The following is a 19989-nucleotide window of genomic DNA, read 5'->3' as shown; positions in this document are numbered from 1 at the left end:
ATCTCGTTTAAAAAGCCCTGGCTATGATGTCGCGGTAATTGCGTATGCGGCTTACGAAGTGCACCGGCTCAAAGCCCCGGGCATAGCCGTAGCGAAGGGACGGGTAGTAGCGTTCGTCCGAGAGAAGGGGCAGAACTTCACGCATGTCATCCCAGGAGTCCGGGTCCTTGCCCAGGTTGCGGGCCAGCTGGCGGGCATCAAGGAGGTGGCCCCTGCCCACGTTGTAGCTGGCCAGGGCCAGGTAGAGACGGTCAGGGTCGGGAATGTCCTCTGGCAGCAGCCGGTAGCGTTCCTCAAGGTATCTTGCCCCGCCCTCGATGCTCTGGGCCGGGTCCAGGCGGTCCTCTACTCCCAGGTGCCTGGCTGTTCTCTGGGTGAGCATCATGATGCCCCGCACTCCTGTACGGCTTACTGCCTCCGGATCCCAGTGGGATTCCTGGTAGGCCAGGGCGGCCAGAAGATCTGCAGGCATGCCGGTTTTTTCTTCCGCCTGCAGGAAATACTCCTTATACTTGGGCAGGCGCTCCTTTATGCGCCTGTTCAGGGCGCGCAGGTCCACGAAGTCGAACTGGGTAATGTGCCCGTAATACCTGCTGTACATTTCGCTTATGGCCTCGTCCCCTTCCCGGCTGTTCATCCAGGAGAAGGCCTCTCTGGCCAGCTCTTCACAGCCCTCTGGCAGATACCAGCCAAGGTTCTGGCCCTCGGTGATATCGAAGGCTATGTACAGATGGGGCATAAAGCGCCGGTTGACCTGGACTATATTGGAATCCGCCACTGTGCACTCGATTTTTTGCTGCGAGACGTGGCCCAGAAGAACTTCAGTGCTCATCTCCACCGGAGTATAATCCACGCCCTGGTATTCCTCAGAGAGTTCATCAAGCCTTTCAGCGTAGCTGGAGTCGGCGGTAACCTTGAGGTCCACATTTTTCAAGTCTTCCGGGCTGCCGGGCATGGGATTCATCTGCCTGTGGCAGACCACCTGCTGGGTGATTTCGCTGTGAGCCGGGCCGCGTTCAAAACGCTCATTGCGCGTATCCAGGTGGGTAAGCCCCGCAGCGGCCAGGTGGGCCCCGCCTGCCTCCAGGACCTCCAGGACCTGGGCAGTGGTGGGGACCACCTTCCAGTTCACTTCCCATCCTCTGGACCGGGCGAATTCCATGGCCAGGTCGTATTCCGGACCTTTTTTTACTTCATGGCGATCCAGGTAATAGGTGGTGGAGCCGCTGCGGGTGACTACAGTTAGTACTCCGGTTTCCTGGGGGGGCTGGTCAAGCACGTACTCTGGCGGATCATCTGTGCAGGCGGCCAGGGCCAGTATCAGACAGAGGCAGGCAATGCCCCGGAAAAAAGTGTCGAATAAAAATTGCTGCATGGAAAAGTATCTGGTTTTCAGGTTCCCTTCAAAAGTACCATATACAAAAACGCTTGGGATTTAAAGTCCTGATTAACCAATTTAAGCAAACCTTCAGCACATTCAGGTTTCTTTCAAAGTAAGTATTCAGGGGGTGCCGATCACGCCAGAGGCCTGGTGCCAGTAATCACCATCAAGGACCCCCTGAATGCTTACCTTTCAAAGGATTGCGTTTCAGAGGTTTGGAGGACAACTCAGGATTTTCCCAGCACAAATACGGCCTCCATGTGCCAGGTCTGGGGGAACATATCGAACATGGCCGCCTCCCGGATACGCCAGCCGGCCTCCAGGAAAGGCTTCAGGTCGCGGCAGGTATTGACCACGTCACAGGAGATCCATGCCAGGCGCTGCAGGCTCTCCAGCCCGGCCAGGGACTGCAGGTTTCTGCCTGCACCGCTGCGGGGCGGATCCAGAATCAGGCCCTGAGGGGCGAACTTCTTCAATGTCTGCATGGCCTCCCTCCGGCGCAGGTCGCCGGTATGGATGCGCAGATTGTTCAGGCCGCCCTCTCTGGCTGCTCGCAGGGCTCCTTTGGCTGCCCGGGAGTCGGATTCCAGGGCCAGGACTTTATGTCCCCCGGCAGCACAGGGCAGGGCGAAGTTGCCGGCCCCGGCGTACAGGTCTGCCAGGCTGTCCAGGTGGGCAAGCCGGGAGAGCACATATTGCACCAGGTCCTGGTTCAGCCTCCAGTTGGCCTGAAAAAAGGATCCCGGGCGGACCTGAAGGCTGATGCCGGATTTTTCCAGAGGAAGCTTCAGCCACTCCGGACTGGTATGGGCAAGGACCTTGTGGTCCAGGGGGCTGGCCGCCATGGTGTAGCGCCCAGGTGGCAGGTCCTGGCAGATGCGGGGAAGCTCCACGGCCAGGACCGGGGCGTGCAGCAGGCATCTGGGGCAGTGCAGGGGATGGTTTCTGCCCAGGGCCTTGACATGGGGGCGGCCGTCCAGGACTTCTGTCTGGCCGCGCCAGCGATAGCCCCAGCTTTCAGGGCTGGAAAAGACCAATATTTCTTCGGGAGCATGTCCGGACCACTTGCGGCCCAGGGCGCGGCGGATTTCTGTTTGCAGCACCTGGTGTTTGATTTTAACCTGGACCTGGTAGGGCAAAACCCCGAATCGGCATCCCCCGCAAAGATCACCCAGGGGGCAGGGATGCTCTTGCCTGTGCTCTGCCGGCTCCAGGAGGCGGGTGCACCTGGCCTGGAGATGGTCTCCGGTGCTTTTGGTGACTTGCGCCAGGATGCGCTCCCCCGGGAATACACCTGGTTCCAGGATGACCACCTGCCCGGATTCCAGCCTGGCCAGGGCCCGGCCCCGCCAGATGAGGCGTTCGACTGTGAGCTCCAGTTCCTGCATGCTTGACCGGATTAATCCCTGAACAAATCCAGGAATTCAGCGTAGCCTTCCTGCTCCAGGTCTTCCGCCGGGACAAAGCGCAGGGCTGCGGAATTGATACAGAAGCGCATTCCAGTGGGCTCAGGCCCGTCGTCGAATACATGTCCCAGGTGTGAGTCTGATCCAGCGCTTCGAACTTCGGTGCGCGGGCTGGGCAGACTGTGATCCGGGCGCTGGACAATGTTTTCCTCTTTGATTGGACGGGTGAAGCTTGGCCAGCCGGTACCGGAGTCGTACTTGTCCTTAGAGCTGAACAAGGGCTCTCCGGAGATTATGTCCACGTAGAGGCCTTCTTCCTTGTGGTCCCAGTATTCGTTATCAAAGGGAGGCTCCGTGCCGTCCTGCCGGGTGACCCGGTACTGCATGGGGGTCAGCTTGACCTCGGGATGCTCGGATACACTGGTCCTGTTGTTGCCGGCATCTGGAGTCGAATGTCCCCACTGCCGTTCCAGAAAATCCTGACGTCCCGAAAGGACCCGGTAGCGGCGGTAGTGTTCCTTGTTTTTTTCGTAGTACTTCTGGTGATAGTCTTCGGCAGGATAAAACTCGTCCGCAGGAAGAATCAGGGTGGCCACCGGCCCCCGGAATTTGCCCGTGGCCTGCAGGGCTTTCCTGGATTCAGCGGCTGCAACCCGCTGTTCCTCATTGTGATAAAATATGACTGTGCGGTACTGACTTCCCCGGTCTGCGAACTGCCCGCCGGGGTCAATGGGGTCGATGGATTTCCAGAATACGTCCAGAAGCTGGTTGTAGCTTATAAGGCCCGGATCAAAGTTTACCCGTACGGCCTCGAAATGTCCGGTGAGGCCGGTAGTGACCTGCTCGTAAGTGGGGTTTTCAGTATGTCCCCCGGTATATCCGGATACGACCTCCAGCACGCCTTCAAGTTTGGCCAGGTCAGCTTCCAGACACCAGAAGCATCCCCCGGCAAAAGTGGCCTGCTGGGCGGTTTCTTTTACTGTGTTCATTTTTTTCTCCCGAATTTAATGGTTCATCCGGCACTTGCTTTTACGCCTGGCCGGCTGTGCTGGGCAGGGTAAACATTAAATAAAGCGCCTGGTAAATGGTTGAACTGATAAATCAGCTGGTAAAGCTTGTTGAGTCTTCATTTCCTGCAGGTTATCCCTACAGCGAAACTTATAAAATATAATATCGTATCTCAATTGGGGACAGGCACCCCCGCACTTATTTTTCTGAAGGATGATTAACAGGTTTTAAAAATAAGCGCGGGGAGAGCCAGTCCCCGGAGGTCAATAAATAAGTTTCGCTGTAGTGTTATGCAATAAATTTTACTTGAACAGGTTGCCGGTTGGGTTTCCGGCACTATTGATTTATAGGTTTTCCCCGGGGCAAAGGCAAGCCCGGAAACAGTCATTCTAAAAAAAACTGCGCCGCCGCGAGCCCGGCGGTTATGAAAACCGGGCAAGGTTGCCTGCCCGGCTTTCTTGGTATAAGCTGCCGGGCAGTTAAGTTTTAACCATTCAGGGGGTCCTCGGTGGTGATTACTGGCACTCACGCCAGAGGCGTGATTCCGGCATACCCCTGAAGGGTTACATTAAATCCTGTCCCGGTTTTCGTCCAGGGGCGTATAAGCCCTGCAGCCAGTAAGGGGCGGGATATTACAACCTGATTTTCCAGGAGCAATACCAGATGATCCAGGACAACTACGGCCGGGGAGTCAGCTACCTGCGCCTGAGCATAACCGACCGCTGCAATCTGAGATGCTTTTACTGCCGGCCCGGCAAGGGCTCCAGATTCATTTCCCACAAAAATATCCTGACCTACGAGGACATGCTGTATCTGCTGCACGCAGCCTCGGGCATGGATGTGCAGAAGGTCAGGCTTACCGGAGGCGAACCTTTTGTCCGCCGGGATATACTGTATTTTCTGCATCGGCTCAAAAGCGAGCTGCCGCAGATGGAGATAAGGCTGACCACCAACGCCACCCTCATTGCCGGCAAGATCCGGGCCTTGCGCGACATCGGCATCAAAGGCCTGAACATCTCCCTGGACACCCTGGACCGGGACAAGTATCAGCGTATAACCGGACAGGACAAGCTGGACAGCGTCATGGCCAGTATTGACCGTTGCCTGGAAGAGGGGATCCGGGTCAAGATAAATGCCGTGGCCCTTAAGGGGGTCAATGATGACGAGCTGGGGGATTTTATCCGCCTGGCCATGGACAAGCCTTTGGACGTACGTTTCATAGAGTTTATGCCCATTGGTGAGAAGACCCTGTGGGAACAGGATTATTACTGGTCCTCGGCGGATCTTTTGACTCAGGCTGCAGAGTTAACCGACATGGTGCCGGTGGACAACCTGACCCGCAACCATGGCCCGGCCCGCATGTACAAACCCGGGCATGGCCTGGGCCGGGTGGGGGTCATATCCCCTTTGAGCGCGCATTTCTGCGCCACCTGCAACCGCCTGCGGGTAACAGCCAATGGACGTCTGCGCACCTGCCTTTTCTCGGACAAAGAATACAACCTGCTGCCCCTTATCCGTTCCCCGAAAATCAGCCCTGAAAGGCTGCGCCTGGTCATGGAACGGGCAGGGCGCAAAAAGCCCATGGGCCATGAGCTCATGTCCGGCGGCAAAAAGGAAAAAAGCCTGTGCCGGCGGGTCATGTCTTCCATAGGCGGATAAAACCGGGATTTTGCTATGCTCAAGGTGCACATCCAGACCAGGTCCATAGAGGATAATTTTGCATTTCTAAGCCGCAGGACCACCGCCAGGGTTATGGCCGTGGTCAAGGCCGATGCCTACGGACACGGCCTGGAAGAGACGGCCCGCTGCCTGCATCAGGCCGGGGCGGATCGTTTCGGGGTGGGCAGCGTCCAGGAAGGAGCGCGCCTGAGAGACTGCCTGGACGCGCCTGAAATCTATTCCCTGCTTGGACCGGTCTCCCCTGAGGATTACCACCTTCTGGCCCGGCACAGGATCATCCCATTTATTCATTCCCGGGAGCAGTTGAAGGCGCTGCAAGAGGCCTCCTGCAGCTTCAGAGGGACAATCCCGGTGGCCATCAAGCTGGAAACCGGCATGAACCGGCTGGGGTTCAGAGGAGGGGACCTGCATGAGCTGCTGGAGACCTGGGAGAAGTGCCGGGGGCTCAAACTGCACATGCTGGCCTCGCACCTGAGCCTGGCGGATTCTGTCCAGGGCAGGCAGGAGGTGCTTCGCCAGCTTAAGACCTTTGAAGACTACTGCCGGACCATGCAGGCCAGGGGTCATGAATTTGAAAAGTCTCTGGCCAACTCGGCGGCCATCCTGGCCCACCCGGAAACACATCTGGACTGCGTTCGCCCCGGCATCTCCCTTTACGGGGACAATCCCTTTGAGCATACCCCCTGGGCCTCCAAGGGTGAGGGCCTGGCCCAGGCCATGCATGTCAGGGCCCCTGTTCTGGCGGTGCACCACCTGGAAAAAGGGGCAGGGGTCAGTTACGGGCTCTGCTTTACTGCACCCAGGGACATGCGCATCGCGGTCATTGGCTGCGGTTATGCGGACAACTATTCCCGGGGCCTTTCCAACCGGGGCTGGATGCTTTACCAGGGCCGCAGGATGCCTGTGCTGGGCCGGGTCTGCATGCAGCTGAGCGTAGTGGATGCAAGCCATGCCGGGGATATTGCCCCCGGTTGCGAGGTTTATGTTCTGGGCGGAGAAGGGCGGCAACTGTTAAGCGCCCGGGAGATGGCCGGGTGGCTGGACAGCATTTCTTACGAGATTTTCTGCAGCCTGGGCAAAAACCCAAGGACTTACAGCAGGGCCGGCTAAGTAAATCACATGTGGATCATTCTGGCCTTTATCACCGCCGTGTGCGAAGCGGCCAAGGACGGGCTGTGCAAGAAAAGCCTGCAGAGCATGGACGTATTCACCATTGCCTGGGTGTGGAAGGTCTTCAGTCTGCCCTTTATCCTGCCTCTTATCTTTTTCACTCCCATTCCGGAGTACCTGCCCCCTGAATTCTGGACGGCCCTTCTTGTGGGGGGCGGCCTGAATATCCTGGCCACGGTTCTGTATATCCGGGCCATAAGCACTTCGGATCTCTCCATCACCCTGCCCCTTTTAAGCTTTACCCCGGCCTTTCTGCTCTTTACCTCACCTTTGCTGGTGGGGGATATCCCCACGCCCCTGGGATATGTCGGGGTTTTGTTCATTGTGGGCGGCTCCTATCTGCTGGGGGTGGGCAGGGAGGCCACGCTTTTAAGTCCCTTAAGGGCCCTGGTGAGCGATCCCGGGGCCAGGCTGATGCTCATGGTGGCCCTTATCTGGAGCGTGGCCGCCAACATGGATAAAATCGGAGTCATGGCCACCAGTCCCTTTTTCTGGGCGGTGTGCATCCAGAGTTTTATCTCCCTGGGCCTGACAGTGGTTCTTTTCTGCATGCGGGGCAGGCTGCGGGGGAAAATGCAGGCCAACCTGACCCCCCTTCTGCTCATAGGCCTGGTCACCGGGGTGGGTTTCGTATGCCAGATGGCAGCCATAAAGATCGGCCTGGTACCTTACGTAATTGCCATAAAAAGGACCAGCATCGTGCTCGGGGTGCTCATAGGCGGGATTTATTTTCTGGAAAAGGATATGAAGACCAGGGTGACGGCCACCCTGGTCATGCTGGCAGGAGTCATGCTTATAGCCATGTCCTGATGTTTAATCGCCGGTTCTACTCCGGAAAAAGGCCTTTTCCAGCTCTACAGCCAGAAATACGATTATGCCGAAGAGTACTATCCTGATCCAGGACTCAAGGCAGACGGGTTCGGTCTGGAAGATGTACTGCATGAAGGGCAGGTAGGTAAAGCCAATCTGCAGTACGGCCAGGACGGCAATGGAGATAAGCACCGCCCTGCTGCCCAGAAAGCCCCGGATGCTCCAGGCCGGCTCGTGGATGAACCGGCTGTTTATCAGGTAGAAGACCTGTCCCACCACCAGGGTGTTGATGGCCGTGGTGGAGGCCAGTTCATGGGAAGCACCTCCGGACAGCATATATTGGTAGTGCCACAGAGTGCCGATGACCAGGAGCACGGATACCGAGGCCACGCGCCAGATGAGAAATCCGGAGATGAGGGGTTCATCCGGAGGTCTGGGGGGACGGCTCATGACATTTCCTTCCGGGGGCTCAAAGGCCAGGGCCAGGGCCAGGGTGACTGCGATGATCATATTGATCCACAGAATCTGGGGCGGGCTTATGGGCAGGGTGTATTCCCCGCCTTCGCCCAGAAGGCCGATGCCCAGCACAATGGAAGCCATGACCACCAGGGCCTGCCCTCCGTTGGTGGGCAGGATGAACAGGATGGCCTTTTTCAGGTTGTCGTAAATGGTCCGGCCTTCTTCCACGGCATTGGCGATGGAGGCGAAATTGTCGTCGGCCAGGACCACGTCCGAGGCTTCCCTGGCGGCCTCGGTGCCGCCTTTGCCCATGGCCACGCCCACATCGGCCCGCTTGAGGGCCGGGGCATCGTTGACTCCGTCCCCGGTCATGGCCACGATGTTGCCCCCCGCCTGCAGGGCCTGCACCAGCCTGAGCTTGTGTTCCGGGCTGGTGCGGGCGTAGACGTCCACCCCGGGGACTTTCTTTTCTAGTTCTTCATCACTCATCTTTTCCAGGTCCTTGCCCGCCAGAAAGGTACGCCCGTCCCCGATGCCCAGCTCGTCGGCAATGGATACCGCTGTCAGGGCGTGGTCCCCGGTGATCATTTTCACGTTTATTCCGGCCGACTGGCAGTCGCGCACCGAGACACACCTGCCGATGAGCTTTGCAGCAGCCTTGACCGCTTCTTCCCGGGGAGGGTCTATTATCCCGAAGAGTCCAAGGAGAGTGAAGCCTTCACTGGTATCCTCCTCATCAAGGCCCTTTTTGTCCCCCGGGACATCCTTGAAGGCCACCGCCAGCAGTCGCTGGCCCCTGGAGGCGATGGTTTCGCCGCTATTGTGCCAGAAATCCGGGTCCAGCTCTTTCTGTCCATTTGAGTTCGCCTGGTGGCTGCACCTTTCCAGGACGCGTTCCGGGGCGCCCTTGAGGATGATACGCCGGCCGCCGTCCTGGTGGTAGTCGTGCAGGGTGGCCATGAATTTCTTGTCCGAGGAAAAGGGGATAGCGTCAATCCTTGGCCGGTCTGCGTTTTCCTGCTTCTGGTCAAGCCCGGCCTTCATGGCTGCCGCTACCAGGGCTCCCTCGGTGGAGGCCCCTTCCAGGCGGTAGACGCCTTCGTTTTCCTGGTAATAGATATGGGCCTCATTGCACAGTAGAACCGCGCGCAGAGTCTCAGCCAGAAGGGAATGCTGCAGAGGGTCTATGTTCTGGTCCTGGAGCCTGAATTCCCCCATGGGGTTATAGCCTGTACCGGTTATTAAATACAGGTCTTCAGAGACCTGAACGCTTTGAACCGTCATCTGGTTCTTGGTCAGGGTGCCGGTCTTGTCCGAGCAGATGGTGGTCACCGCGCCCAGCGTTTCCAGGGCCGGGAGCTTGCGGATGATGGCGTTTCTGCGGGCCATTCTCTGCACCCCTATGGCCAGGGTGATGGTCATTATGGCCGGAAGACCGGCGGGTATGGCGGATACGGCCAGGCCCACCGCGGCCATGAACATTTCCGAGGGCATAAGCTGGCGTACCAGGATGCCGAAGGCGAAAGTGGCCAGGGCCGTCACCAGGATGGCAGCAGTGAGGAAGTGGCCGAACCTGGTTATCTTTTTTAAAAGGGGCGTGGTCAGGGTCTGCACCTGGGCCAGCATGGCGCTTATGCGGCCTATCTGGGTATGGGCCCCGGTGGCGGCCACTACTCCAGCACCCTGGCCGTAGGCCACCATGGTTCCGGAAAAGGCCATGCAGGAGCGATCCCCCAGACCTGCTTCCGGGTCTGCCTCATATATATCCTTGCCCACTGGTACCGATTCACCGGTGAGGGCGGCCTCCTCGATCTGCAGGTCCCTGGCCTGGAAAAGGCGCAGGTCAGCCGGGACCTTGTCCCCGCTTGAAAGGACTACCACGTCTCCCGGGACCAGTTCTTCCGCGGGCACGGTCTTTTTCTGACCGTCGCGCAGGACTGTGGCCACGGGGGCCAGCATGCCCTGCAGGCTTTCCATGGACTTTTCCGCCTTGCCTTCCTGGATGAATCCGATGAGGGCGTTGACCAGGCAAACAGCGAAAATCACAGCCGAATCCACCCACTGCTGCAGAAGGGCGGTGACAATGGTGGCCGCCAGCAGGACGTATATAAGTACGTTGTGAAACTGCAGCAGAAAACGCTTGAAAGGCCCCTGTTTTCTGGCCCGGGGCAGCTTGTTGGGGCCAAAGCTGTCCAGTCTTTGCCTGGCCTGGCTGGAATCCAGGCCGTTTTCAGAGGTCTGCAGGTGCTGGAAGACTTCCTGCACCGGCATGGAGTGCCAGGATGTTTCGGGTTCTATATCAGGGTCGGTTTTCATTACTTCCTCCGAATAAATTTCTTCACGGGTTCTTTGCAGGCTGCCGGCTGAGCAGTCCCTGGTGCATAATTCAACACGTTTACTTGTGACTTATTCAAGGCTTGTCAAGGCCATGCAGGGCACAAACCTTTTTTATAACGGGACTGCCAAAAAGACTGCCTGCAGGATGTCCGGCTGCTGCCCTCCAGGCCGGGATGGTGAATACCATGACTAACACTACAGCGAAACTTATAAAACTTTTCAACCTGTCTAAATTGGGGACAGGCACCCCGCACTTATTTTTATTAAATGATCTTGGTTTTATTGGAAAAAATAAGTGCGGAGAGCCAGTCCCCGGAGATAAACCATAAGTTTCGCTGTAGTGTTAAGAATACACACAGAAAAAAGTTTTGAACACAGTGTCTATATCCAGAATTTTTATTTTGAAAAATGGAGAAATTTGCAGAAAAAAATAGCTTTGGTTAAAGATAAAGTAAGTTGCTGCCAGGGAAAAGGCTTTTCAACCCTCATATATCGCTGGTCTTTCATGGGCATATAAATTCCCCTGCAAACAAGCCACAGCAATGGTCTTTGTTGAAAAAAATCAATTCATATTAATATGTTATGCTTAAAAGTGACAAGCGTACAATCCTGGTCAAAAAGGCTCGTTTTGCAGTTTGTGTCTGATGGTGATTCTGGGTTAGAAGCTTAACCCATGACGGACGCATGGGAAAGAATACAAATAATTCTCGAAAAATCCTTGAAATCTGGTATTTTCCAGCTCTGGATAAAGCCTTTGCAGGGCAGTTTCGACCCTGATGCCAAGATCCTTAGGCTTCAGGCCCCCAACGAATTCGTGGCTTCGTGGGTGCGTGAGCGTCTGCAGAGCATGATCCTGGAAGCTGGTCAGGATGTACTGGGAGTTACTCCGGAGCTGGAAATATCAGCATTCAGGGCTGACGAGGCAGCGTCCCCCCTGGGTTCTCCCGAGAAGGCGGGAGCCAGTGAGACCCGGATGCATCTGCCCATCCAGAGCAATATCCAGGTGGTTTCCAGGTTCAGGTACAGCTTTCAGGATTTTGTTGTGGGCCCAAGCAACGAACTGGCCTTTGTGGCTTCCAGGAGCTTCTGCCGGGAACAGGTGTCCTCGGACCAGCTTTTCCTGTGCTCTTCCACGGGCCTGGGCAAGACCCACCTGGTGCAGTCCATGGGCAACAACCTGGCCGGCAGCAGCAACAAGGAAGCACTGCGTGTGGCCTACCTTACCGCAGAAGAATTCGCCTGCCAGCTGATTCAGGCCATCAAGTCCAAGCAGGTGGAGCGGTTCAAGGCCAGGTACCGGGATCAGATAGATATCCTCATGCTGGAAGACATTCATTTTTTCCAGGGCAAGGAAAAAATCCAGGGGGAATTTCTGTCCACCATCAATTCCCTGCAGGGACAGGGCAAGAAAGTGGTTTTAAGCAGCTCCTTTCTGCCCAAGGAGTTAAACGACCTGGATTCCAACCTGGTCTCCAGGCTTTGCCGGGGTTTCATGGCGGTCATTGACAAGCCTGACCTGGGCACCAGGCAGGAGATACTGCGTCAGAAGGCATCCAGCCTGCAGATCAGCCTGCCCCAGGAGGTGTCCCACCTCCTGGCGGAGCGCATCCAGACGGATATACGCCAGCTTGAGAGCTGCCTGAGCAACCTGGTGTTCAAGGCCAGGATGCTCAAGGAGCGCATCACCCTGGAGATGGCCCTGGAAGTGCTCAAGAACTATGATCTAAAGGAGCAGAACCTGGACCTGGAAGAGATAATCCGGTCCGTCTGCCGGGTATTCGATCTGCCCCGGGAGAAGGTCTGCTCCAAGAGCCGCAAGAAACAGCATGTCCTGGCCAGGAATCTGGCCTTTTATCTTGCACGCAAATATACAGGGCACTCCCTGAAGGACATCGGCCGGCGCTTCAACCGCAGGCACTCCACGGTTCTAAAAGGGGTGGCCAATGTGGAAAAAGAGGTCAACACCGACACTCCCCTTGGTCGGCAGTTAAAAGATGCAGCCAGCCGGGTTATGCCCAACTGAACCACATGCTTTCCGGATCTTGAATCTATATAGCTGCAAGCTCCATATCCCCTACAACCATCATATCCTCCCCCATCTGGGCCAGCACCCCGCTTATATGCGTGCCCAGAAACTTATCAGCCGTTTTTCTCAGTCCGGACAGGCTTTTTCTGTCCCTGATGAGATTGCAGAGGGCCGTGGCTGCCGCATCAGCCACGGCTCCGTTTTTGGCTTTGATCGTGACCAGGTCTCCATGTCCCAGGCTAAGAGAATGCCCCACAGTGGCCGAAGAGGAACAGACCGCGCAGGGAAATCCCGTTTCAGGGATGACCAGCCCCAGGGACATGCTCCGGTCCGGGTGGGGCAGCAGGCCTATGGTCCGGGTACGCTTAGAATAAAGGTAGATGTCGCCGCCGTTTTCGATTATTATTTCCGGTGACCGGACTGCAAGAAAGTCGGCAATGTCCTGGGCGATGGCCCCGGCCACGGCGGCCATGGGCCCTACCTGGAAAAGCCCGCCGGCCCGGGCCATTTCCTGCACTATATCCGGGGCCTGGTTATCCACCGGGAGCGGGGACAGGGAAGTCAGAAAGTCCGGGTTGAACTGTGAATAGGCAAGTATGCGCCCCCGCACCAGCTGGAGCCGGTCCAGGGCCGGGGCGCTCAGGTCCTGGGCACTGGTGATATACAGGTCGCTTTGCTCCAGGACCACCTGGAAGGAGTTTTCTCCCGGGCCTGGAGAACAGAAGCCGCGGTAAGCGCGGTGGGTGTTTATGTGCATGATTTTTGCTCAACCGCCTCAACAGATGGCCTTTTTAACCTGACCATGTGATTTTGATGCTGGTATCGGTGATTATTCCCACGTACAACAGGGCCGGATATATCGGCAGCGCGGTACGTTCTGTACTGACCCAGAGCTTTAGGGACCTGGAGCTCATCGTGGTTGATGACGGCTCCACCGACGCTACCCGTGAAATTTTGTCCGGGTTTGATGATAAGAGATTAAAAGCGGTTTATCAAGAAAACAGCGGAGTGGCCGCGGCCCGCAACCTGGGCCTGGATCTGGCCGGGGGGAGGTATGTGGCTTTTCTGGATTCCGATGATTTCTGGCTGGAGAGAAAGCTGGAAATGCAGCTTGCTTTCATGCACAAGTCAGGCTTTTGCATTTCCCAGACCCAGGAGGCCTGGATACGCAAGGGCAAAAGGGTGAATCCCGGCCACAGGCATCAAAAATTCGCCGGCTGGATTTTTGCCCGAAGCCTCAAAATGTGCTTAGTGAGCCCTTCCTGCGTCCTGATGCACTCAGACCTTGTGCGGCAGGGCTTTTTATTCAACGAGTCCCTGCCGGCATGCGAGGACTACGACCTGTGGTTGAGGATTTCCCTCTCATATCCAGTGGGTCTTTTGTCCAGGGTGCTCACCGTGAAGCAGGGCGGACGTGGGGATCAGCTTTCAAGAAGCATTATCGGGCTTGACCTGTGGCGTATCCAGGCCCTCCTGGATATACTGAATGGAGAAAGGCTGCAGCCGGAAAAAAAGGCCCTTGTACTGCAGGCGCTGCTGGAGAAGTCCAGGGTGTATATTGCCGGATGCCAGAAAAGAGGCAGGCTGGAGGAGGCGGCCAGGATCAAGCAAAAGCTGGATTCGTGCCTGAACCAGGTAAACCTTCGGGAAAGGTAGCATATGTACAATCTGTCCCAGCTTACAGGGAAGCTCACAGAGCCTGCAAAAACTGAGATGGTGGCCCAGGGCTATGCGGCCTGGATGACCTGGTCCCAGGAACTGCCTGATTCCATCCCGGAGACTCTGCAGAGTTTCGGCGGATGGGAAGTGGCCAGGGAGGGTCAGCAAAGTCTGTGGATGTTTCCTTCCCAGGACGTTCTGCATGCCTGTGCCCAGGTGTACAGGTGGTACCTCAATGCCGGGGTTCAGGTGCATATCAGGGTCTTTACGGCCAAACTAAATTTCGGGCCGGACATGAGCTACAGCCTGGGCCTTGAGGAACGTATCCGCAGCCTGTCGGTGGAGTATCCCCGGGACCTGGAGATCTGGGTCCATGCCAAGGTAAAGGAAAATATCGAACCCAGGCCGGGAATAAAGCTGGAACAGGCTGCTTCATCCTTTTTGCCCGAGGAAAAGCAGTGGTACTATTTCCGGGCCACTGAGCAGGCCGTGTTCACCTCGTCTTTTTCCTGGCTCTTCATAGTGCGGCCTGCAGCCCTGGAATCAGAGGCTGAACAGGACGAGGCCTGGAACAGGCAAAAGACTGTTCTTCAGGAGATGTGCGCCAGGATGGGTTTTGAGACCTTTGCCGGGCACAGGGATCATTTTGTGGTCCGGGTGGATGGAATCAGGCAGCTGAAAAACTGGAGTCTTGAACTGCTGGCCATATTTTCCGGCCGGGACAAGCACCTGTCGTGTTACCTGCTGGGCCTGGACAACCCTGGAATCAACCCTGCAGAGGGGATTCCGGACAGGCTCATGCCGGACTTGAAACAGATGGAACCGGACTGCCTGTATCTGCCCCTTAAGAATATCCTGCAGATGGGGCGGGCACTGGAGATACTTCCCGATGCCAGGAGTTCACAGGATAAAAAGATATCCGACCTGTTCCGGGCCGGTCTCGGGCCGGCCTATAAGGAGGAACTCCAGGCCAGACTTCCTGTGTGCCTGCCTGCAGGTCTGACCCGGGGGGGATTTACCACCTGTTTTTATTGCGGCCAAAAAAATCATGCCCCCGGGGACTGTCCCACCAGGCAGATCTTCAATCTTGATTATGCACTGGAGCAGCTGGCCCGGGTGGATGTACACGAAATTAACCAGGCCCTGGAAAGCCTTGGCAGTGAGGTTTCTTCATCTGTTTCCTGGGATGAGCTTTTGCGGGGCTCAAGTCCCTCCAGACTGGTGATGAGGGCCATTATGGGCATCAACTATCCTGCCCAGCACAGGACGTTTCGTCTCATGAGAAGGAGCAGGGGCAGGGAGTGGCCGGACGGGCTGAAGCAGCTGACAGACCCCCAGGAGGACTCCCGGTGGGGGGTCATGGAAAACCTGCGCATGAAGCAGACCGGTTTTGTCCGCAACAGCCTCAACAGGCTCTGCCTCAAGCACCCCAAGGATTTTCGCCCCAGGACCATGCTGGGCTTTCTGGCCCTGGAAGAAAACGACTTCAAGGCCGCCCGCGGTTACTGGGAAGAGGCTGCCCGACTGGGATACACCCCCATGCAGCAGGCCTATCACCATTACTTGCTGGCCAGGCTGGCGGAAACCGGTCAGGATTTTTCCCGGGCATTCAGCCTCTATCAGCAGGCCCAGAAGAATTCCCCAGGTATGCTTGAGGCCAGGTACAGGCAGGGTGTGTGCCTGGTGAAAAACGGCGACGTGGATCAGGCCATGAGCATTTTCCTGGAGCTTTGCAGGGACACTCCCGAGATATTCAATCAGGTCCTGATAGATCCTGAGCTGGCCCAGGGACACCAGCATCTTATGATAAGCCTCTACAGTTCCTGGAGGGAACGCAGGAAAAAGGCCCGCAGCGCTGAAGAGACCCTGCAGAACCTGAACCGGAAAGCCAGGGCATGGTTTCCGGAGTGCCACCCCCTGCATGATGGTTTTCAAACCCGTATCCAGGGACTCGAAGGCCTGACTTCCAAGGAGAACTATGCAGCCTTTGTCCGGATGGAGCAGGGCGTAAAAGAGCTGCAGAGGGACCTGGAAAAGGCCGTGGGCAAAGAAGTGCAGGAGGTAAAAAAACGCTTTGCCAAGCTTGAAAGTGATCTTAAGGACATAACTTCCCGCCTGGAAGCCATTCCTTTAAAAAGCATTGCAGCAGGAAAGGTTTACAGGCTGCTTAATGAAAGCCGAAGCCTGCTGGAAAACGTACGGGGGTTGAACACAAGCACCCCTCATGGTTACAGGCAGGCCCGCGATGAACTGGACCAAGCCGGAAAATGCGCCCAGCTTATGCAAAAAAGGCTCAGGAGCCTGAGGCTTTTCCGGGACGGTGTGCTTTTTCTTTATTTTATGACCAGGAGTTTTTTCTGGATACTGCTGGGTGTTTTGCTGGCAAGCACCCTTATTGTGGGTCTGGGCACTTATGTGGGCCTGCGCCGGGAAATGGACTGGGCCTTTTCAGTGCTGGAGCAACGCCAGGCCCTTATGCAGGCAGGGGTTTTACTGGTGGCCATGCTGTCCCTGGCCCTGGCGGCAATCAGAACGACCATGGTTTTCGAGCGCCTCAAGTCCAGGTACCTGGAGGGCGGAAAATAAAAAAGCGGCCCCCCTTGGAGAGCCGCTTGAAGATAAAGCGCAATTTTTTAGACGCACCCGGTGGGCTTGGGCAGACCGGCCATTTTACATGCTCCCTTGCCTGGGCCGGAGGGAAACAGCTCATAAATGTGCTTGAGCTTGAAGCCGGTGACCTTGGAAAGAATACGAACCATGGGCGCAATACCGTTCTTTTTGTAGTAGTCCTGCAAAAAGTCGATTACCTTCTGGTGCTCATCAGTGAGTTCCTTGATGCCTTCGCTTTCCTTTACATAGTCCACCCATTCAGGTGACCAGTCCTCGAATTTCTGCAGGAAGCCGTCTTCATCTACTTCAAATGTTTTGCCCTTGAATTCAACAGTTGCCATCTTTGATACCTCCTTGATTGTTATTCAGATATGTGTACGTCCTTTATGTCCGGAGTACATCCCGTCCTGTTGAGAATATACAAAGCCTTTTACGGCCAGAATTGCTCAGTGCAATACCTTTTATAATATGCTGGAGATGAGTTTTTTGTCAATGCCTTTTCTCCGGCAAAATTGCAGCCCGGGTCAATTCTCCATTTCTTCCAGGAATCTGCGGGCCTTTTCAAGCCCGGGGTCGATTGTCAGAACCTTCTGCAGCATTTCTGCGGCGGCATTTCTGCGCCCCAGTTCTTTATAGCATACCGCCAAGTTGAACATGTCCATGACTGAACCACTGTCAAGCTGCAGGGCTTTTTGAAAATCGTCTATGGCATGCTCATAATCCTTTTGTTTAAAATAAGCAACCCCGCGCAGGTTGAAATATTCTTTAACCAGGGGGTCCAGTTCTATGGCCCTGTTCAGGTGTTCTATGGTCTCGGGCCATCTGTGCAGCCCGGACAGGGCATAGGCTGAGTAAAAGGCACTGAGACCGCGGGACTCGCTGTCCGGCTGCAATGACTCGGCCCTGGCAAAATATTTTGCGGCCTGCTGGTGTTCTTCCTGCCTCAAAAGGTTCATGCCCTGGTAAAATGGCAAAAAAGAAGCATCCGGGTATATTTTTTTGAGCTGTTCAAGTTTGCCGGCGGCGGCAATAGGATCTTCCTCTTCGGCCAGGATGCGGCCTGCAAACATCCCGATGCTGGCTCTGGGTGTTCTTTCGCGAAAAAGAAAGCCGGGAACGAAGCTGTAGTTGGCGGGAATTTCCAGGTCCGGGTGCATTGTGGAAACGGAATACAGGCTGTAGCCCATGAGTTTGAGCCCCCTGGACAGCTCCATGAGTTCCCGGCCCATGTCCGGTCTGGAGATGTCCGGGAGGCTGGAGATGTCTGTGACCGGCCCCCGGGTAAGCCAGCCGGTTTCTTTCAGGGTGGTAAACTTGGGCAGGCCTGAAGCCTCGTAGTTGCTCCCGGTATGAAAGTCTCCGGCCAGCTGGGCCACTTCGGTAAGTGCCCGGATGGCGGCCATTTCCGGGGAGGTGGCAGTACCTGCGGTAAATACTATTTCGCTTAGGCCCGGAAAGGTCCCGGGGTCGTATGCCAGGGCCCCCACCGTGGGAACCGGGTATCCCAGGCTCATGTCCTTGAGCCACACCTTTATGTTATGCCTGGAAAATCTGTCTAAAAGATCCCGCAGTACGGGGCTTTTAATGCTTTCCTGATTGATGGTGGGGATCTGAAGGTGCTCTTTGTCCACAATGGCACTAACGTGTCTTTCAACAAGTTCGCATGCTCCCTGGAGGATGGATTCCTCAAGGGTGTTGCCTGCACTGCTGCCGTTGAATTCACTTAGTTTTTTGAACCAGTCCAGGGGCACATACTCCTGTCTTGCTTCATAAACATTCAGGGCCGGGGTGAAGCGCCACTGTATAAGGTCCAGGACTTCTTCGGCCTGTTGCCGGGAAATATCTTCCTGCACTGATTTGATGATTTCCGCTGTGGGTATCAGCTGATCCCCCCATCTTGACCTGGCTTTTTTCCAGGACAGGCGGATGAAATTTTCATCACTGGAGACAAAGCTGAAAAAGGAATACCGTTCAATAAGCTCCATGAGGGCCGAGCACTGGGCCTGGGCAGGTGAGACTCCCTTGCCCATCTGCTGGCGTTTGGGCACGCCCATGTCCCTGGCCCTGACCCCGTAATAGCTGAAATAAACCGGTATGCCCAGGCGACCGGTGTCAATGCGTTTGATTTTTTTTAAAATAGCCTGGCCATGCTGGTTTAGCGCCCCGGTGACCTTTTCCACGGTCTCTTGTGGTGTAAGGGCCTTGTCTGCTTCCTGGGTGTAGCCTTTGGGGCTGGAGCCGATTTTTATCATATCTGCCGGGCCTTCATGCGGTAAATGGTTATTTTGTGGCTTTCCTGGTCTTCATAGTCATCTGCTGAACTGTCCCTGCACTCCAGGGTCTTGTGGCTGATCTGGAAATTTTCCTGGGCCTTGTTGAAAAAAGCCGGCGATTTTCTGGCATTGCTGGCGGACAGGATTATTTCGCCGTGCAGGGAAGTATCCAGATGTTTATCCAGAAACCGGATCAAGTATGGGTAGATGTTTTCCTGGTAGAGAATCTCTGCTCCCAGGATGCTGTCAAAACTCCTGGAAAGGTGGTCAGCAGTGAAATCCACTGTCTGGACAGAGGCACGTTCTTGAAGGTTGTTCTGCAGGATGTTTATCCTGGCAAAGAGCAGGGCATCGGGATGATTGTCGGTGATGAGCACCTTGTGTCCCCTGGCTGCAGCCACCAGGCCGCAGAGTCCGACTCCTGCACCCAGTTCCAGCATGTCCAGGGGCTTGTCTGCAGGAAGGGAGCACAGGTAGTAGCCAAGTATCACCGAAGCCGGCCATATTTTGGCCCAGAAGGGCAGCTCCAGTCTGTCCCCGGCTGTTTCCGCCAGTTGATCAATATAGGCTTCCATGTCGGCAATCTGCAGGATTTCAAGGGTCATGTCCTTAATGCGTACAGGCTCAAAAGTCACCTCATATCTTTCCCGGGCGCGGGCGAGAAGCTCATCCATACTCTCTGTCTGCAAAAAGTCCGTGTCCTGCACTGTGTTACCTCCAAAATAAGGGTTGCCTTTTTATATTTATTTCATACCTTGCAGGTCTGAAAAAATGACAGAATTTTTTTAGTACGAAAAAAGTAAATTTCTGGGAGCAGGGACGCGGCTGAATGTCTGGATAGTTTTGGTTTGCAGGTTGAATGCAGTCTGGTGCGGCTGCCTGGTTATACGTTTTTGGAGGCGGCATCCGGATTTGAACCGGAGAATGGCGGTTTTGCAGACCGCTGCCTTACCACTTGGCTATGCCGCCCGGTGTTTGCAAGCTGATTTAAATGGAGCGGGAGACGGGATTTGAACCCGCGACTTCAACCTTGGCAAGGTTGCACTCTACCACTGAGTTACTCCCGCCCTCAGGGAAAGAAATTGATAAAACACAGAGTGTGAGGTGTCAAGAACAATTTTGGACAGGCAGGGAAAATGCCTGCCTCCCGGCTGGAGCCGGGTCAATGGT

Annotated in this window: 14 protein-coding genes and 2 tRNA genes; 6 read left to right on the top strand and 10 right to left on the bottom strand. The window is 55.8% G+C overall.

Annotated elements, in window-relative coordinates; translation table 11 throughout:
* Positions 1-7 precede the first annotated feature (7 nt).
* From mltF to msrB, 3 genes are all read right to left on the bottom strand, one after another.
* Positions 8-1375, bottom strand: a complete 1368-nt coding sequence (mltF, locus tag DTHIO_RS07955; protein WP_008869804.1) for a membrane-bound lytic murein transglycosylase MltF — start codon at positions 1373-1375, stop codon at positions 8-10.
* A gap of 233 nt (positions 1376-1608) precedes the next feature.
* Positions 1609-2769: a class I SAM-dependent RNA methyltransferase gene (locus DTHIO_RS22685; protein ID WP_008869803.1), complete on the bottom strand. Its 1161-nt coding sequence runs from the start codon at positions 2767-2769 to the stop codon at positions 1609-1611.
* 11 nt (positions 2770-2780) lie between these two features.
* On the bottom strand, positions 2781-3776 hold the full coding sequence (gene msrB, locus DTHIO_RS07945; RefSeq protein ID WP_008869802.1) for a peptide-methionine (R)-S-oxide reductase MsrB: 996 nt from the start codon (positions 3774-3776) through the stop codon (positions 2781-2783).
* A 682-nt stretch (positions 3777-4458) separates the two neighbouring features.
* Here msrB and moaA point away from each other — a divergent pair.
* Genes moaA through DTHIO_RS07930 form a run of 3 tightly spaced genes read left to right on the top strand, consistent with a single transcriptional unit; the run spans position 4459 to position 7455 of the window.
* Entirely contained in the window at positions 4459-5454 is a 996-nt protein-coding gene (moaA, locus tag DTHIO_RS07940) for a GTP 3',8-cyclase MoaA (protein ID WP_008869801.1), read from the top strand.
* A 15-nt stretch (positions 5455-5469) separates the two neighbouring features.
* Entirely contained in the window at positions 5470-6585 is a 1116-nt protein-coding gene (gene alr / locus DTHIO_RS07935) for an alanine racemase (RefSeq protein ID WP_008869800.1), read from the top strand.
* 9 nt (positions 6586-6594) lie between these two features.
* Positions 6595-7455 (top strand): EamA family transporter, encoded by an 861-nt coding sequence (locus DTHIO_RS07930; RefSeq protein WP_008869799.1) that lies wholly within the window; start codon positions 6595-6597, stop codon positions 7453-7455.
* Positions 7456-7458: 3 nt separating this feature from the next.
* Here DTHIO_RS07930 and DTHIO_RS07925 read toward each other — a convergent pair whose 3' ends face one another.
* Entirely contained in the window at positions 7459-10230 is a 2772-nt protein-coding gene (locus tag DTHIO_RS07925; protein ID WP_008869798.1) for a cation-transporting P-type ATPase, read from the bottom strand.
* A 694-nt stretch (positions 10231-10924) separates the two neighbouring features.
* Between DTHIO_RS07925 and dnaA the strand changes: the two genes are divergently transcribed.
* Entirely contained in the window at positions 10925-12274 is a 1350-nt protein-coding gene (gene dnaA, locus DTHIO_RS07920; protein WP_008869797.1) for a chromosomal replication initiator protein DnaA, read from the top strand.
* Positions 12275-12299: 25 nt separating this feature from the next.
* Here the strand turns inward: dnaA and DTHIO_RS07915 are convergent, their stop codons facing one another.
* The gene (locus DTHIO_RS07915; RefSeq protein WP_008869796.1) at positions 12300-13034 is read right to left on the bottom strand and encodes a UPF0280 family protein; all 735 of its coding nucleotides are present in this window, start codon (positions 13032-13034) and stop codon (positions 12300-12302) included.
* Between the two features lie 56 nt (positions 13035-13090).
* On the opposite strand from DTHIO_RS07915, the gene DTHIO_RS07910 reads away from it, so the two are divergent.
* Both DTHIO_RS07910 and DTHIO_RS07905 read left to right on the top strand, forming a co-directional pair.
* Positions 13091-13933, top strand: a complete 843-nt coding sequence (locus tag DTHIO_RS07910; protein WP_008869795.1) for a glycosyltransferase family 2 protein — start codon at positions 13091-13093, stop codon at positions 13931-13933.
* A gap of 3 nt (positions 13934-13936) precedes the next feature.
* Positions 13937-16522 (top strand): tetratricopeptide repeat protein, encoded by a 2586-nt coding sequence (locus tag DTHIO_RS07905; RefSeq protein WP_008869794.1) that lies wholly within the window; start codon positions 13937-13939, stop codon positions 16520-16522.
* A gap of 47 nt (positions 16523-16569) precedes the next feature.
* Here the strand turns inward: DTHIO_RS07905 and DTHIO_RS07900 are convergent, their stop codons facing one another.
* The 5 genes from DTHIO_RS07900 to DTHIO_RS07880 form a co-directional block, all read right to left on the bottom strand.
* Entirely contained in the window at positions 16570-16887 is a 318-nt protein-coding gene (locus DTHIO_RS07900) for a TusE/DsrC/DsvC family sulfur relay protein (RefSeq protein WP_008869793.1), read from the bottom strand.
* A 183-nt stretch (positions 16888-17070) separates the two neighbouring features.
* Positions 17071-18798: a YcaO-like family protein gene (locus DTHIO_RS07895; protein WP_008869792.1), complete on the bottom strand. Its 1728-nt coding sequence runs from the start codon at positions 18796-18798 to the stop codon at positions 17071-17073.
* Positions 18795-19526, bottom strand: a complete 732-nt coding sequence (locus tag DTHIO_RS07890) for a class I SAM-dependent methyltransferase (RefSeq protein WP_008869791.1) — start codon at positions 19524-19526, stop codon at positions 18795-18797. Before DTHIO_RS07890 ends, DTHIO_RS07895 begins: the two co-directional genes overlap by 4 nt.
* A gap of 187 nt (positions 19527-19713) precedes the next feature.
* Positions 19714-19788 (bottom strand) — tRNA-Cys (locus DTHIO_RS07885).
* Between the two features lie 23 nt (positions 19789-19811).
* Positions 19812-19886: transfer RNA gene (locus DTHIO_RS07880), tRNA-Gly, on the bottom strand.
* Positions 19887-19989 lie beyond the last annotated feature (103 nt).

Source organism: Desulfonatronospira thiodismutans ASO3-1, from assembly GCF_000174435.1.
In the GTDB taxonomy this organism is placed as follows: Bacteria; Desulfobacterota; Desulfovibrionia; order Desulfovibrionales; family Desulfonatronovibrionaceae; genus Desulfonatronospira; species Desulfonatronospira thiodismutans.
The sequence above is the reverse complement of the archived record's forward strand: the minus strand, read 5'-3'. Positions and strand labels throughout refer to the sequence as shown.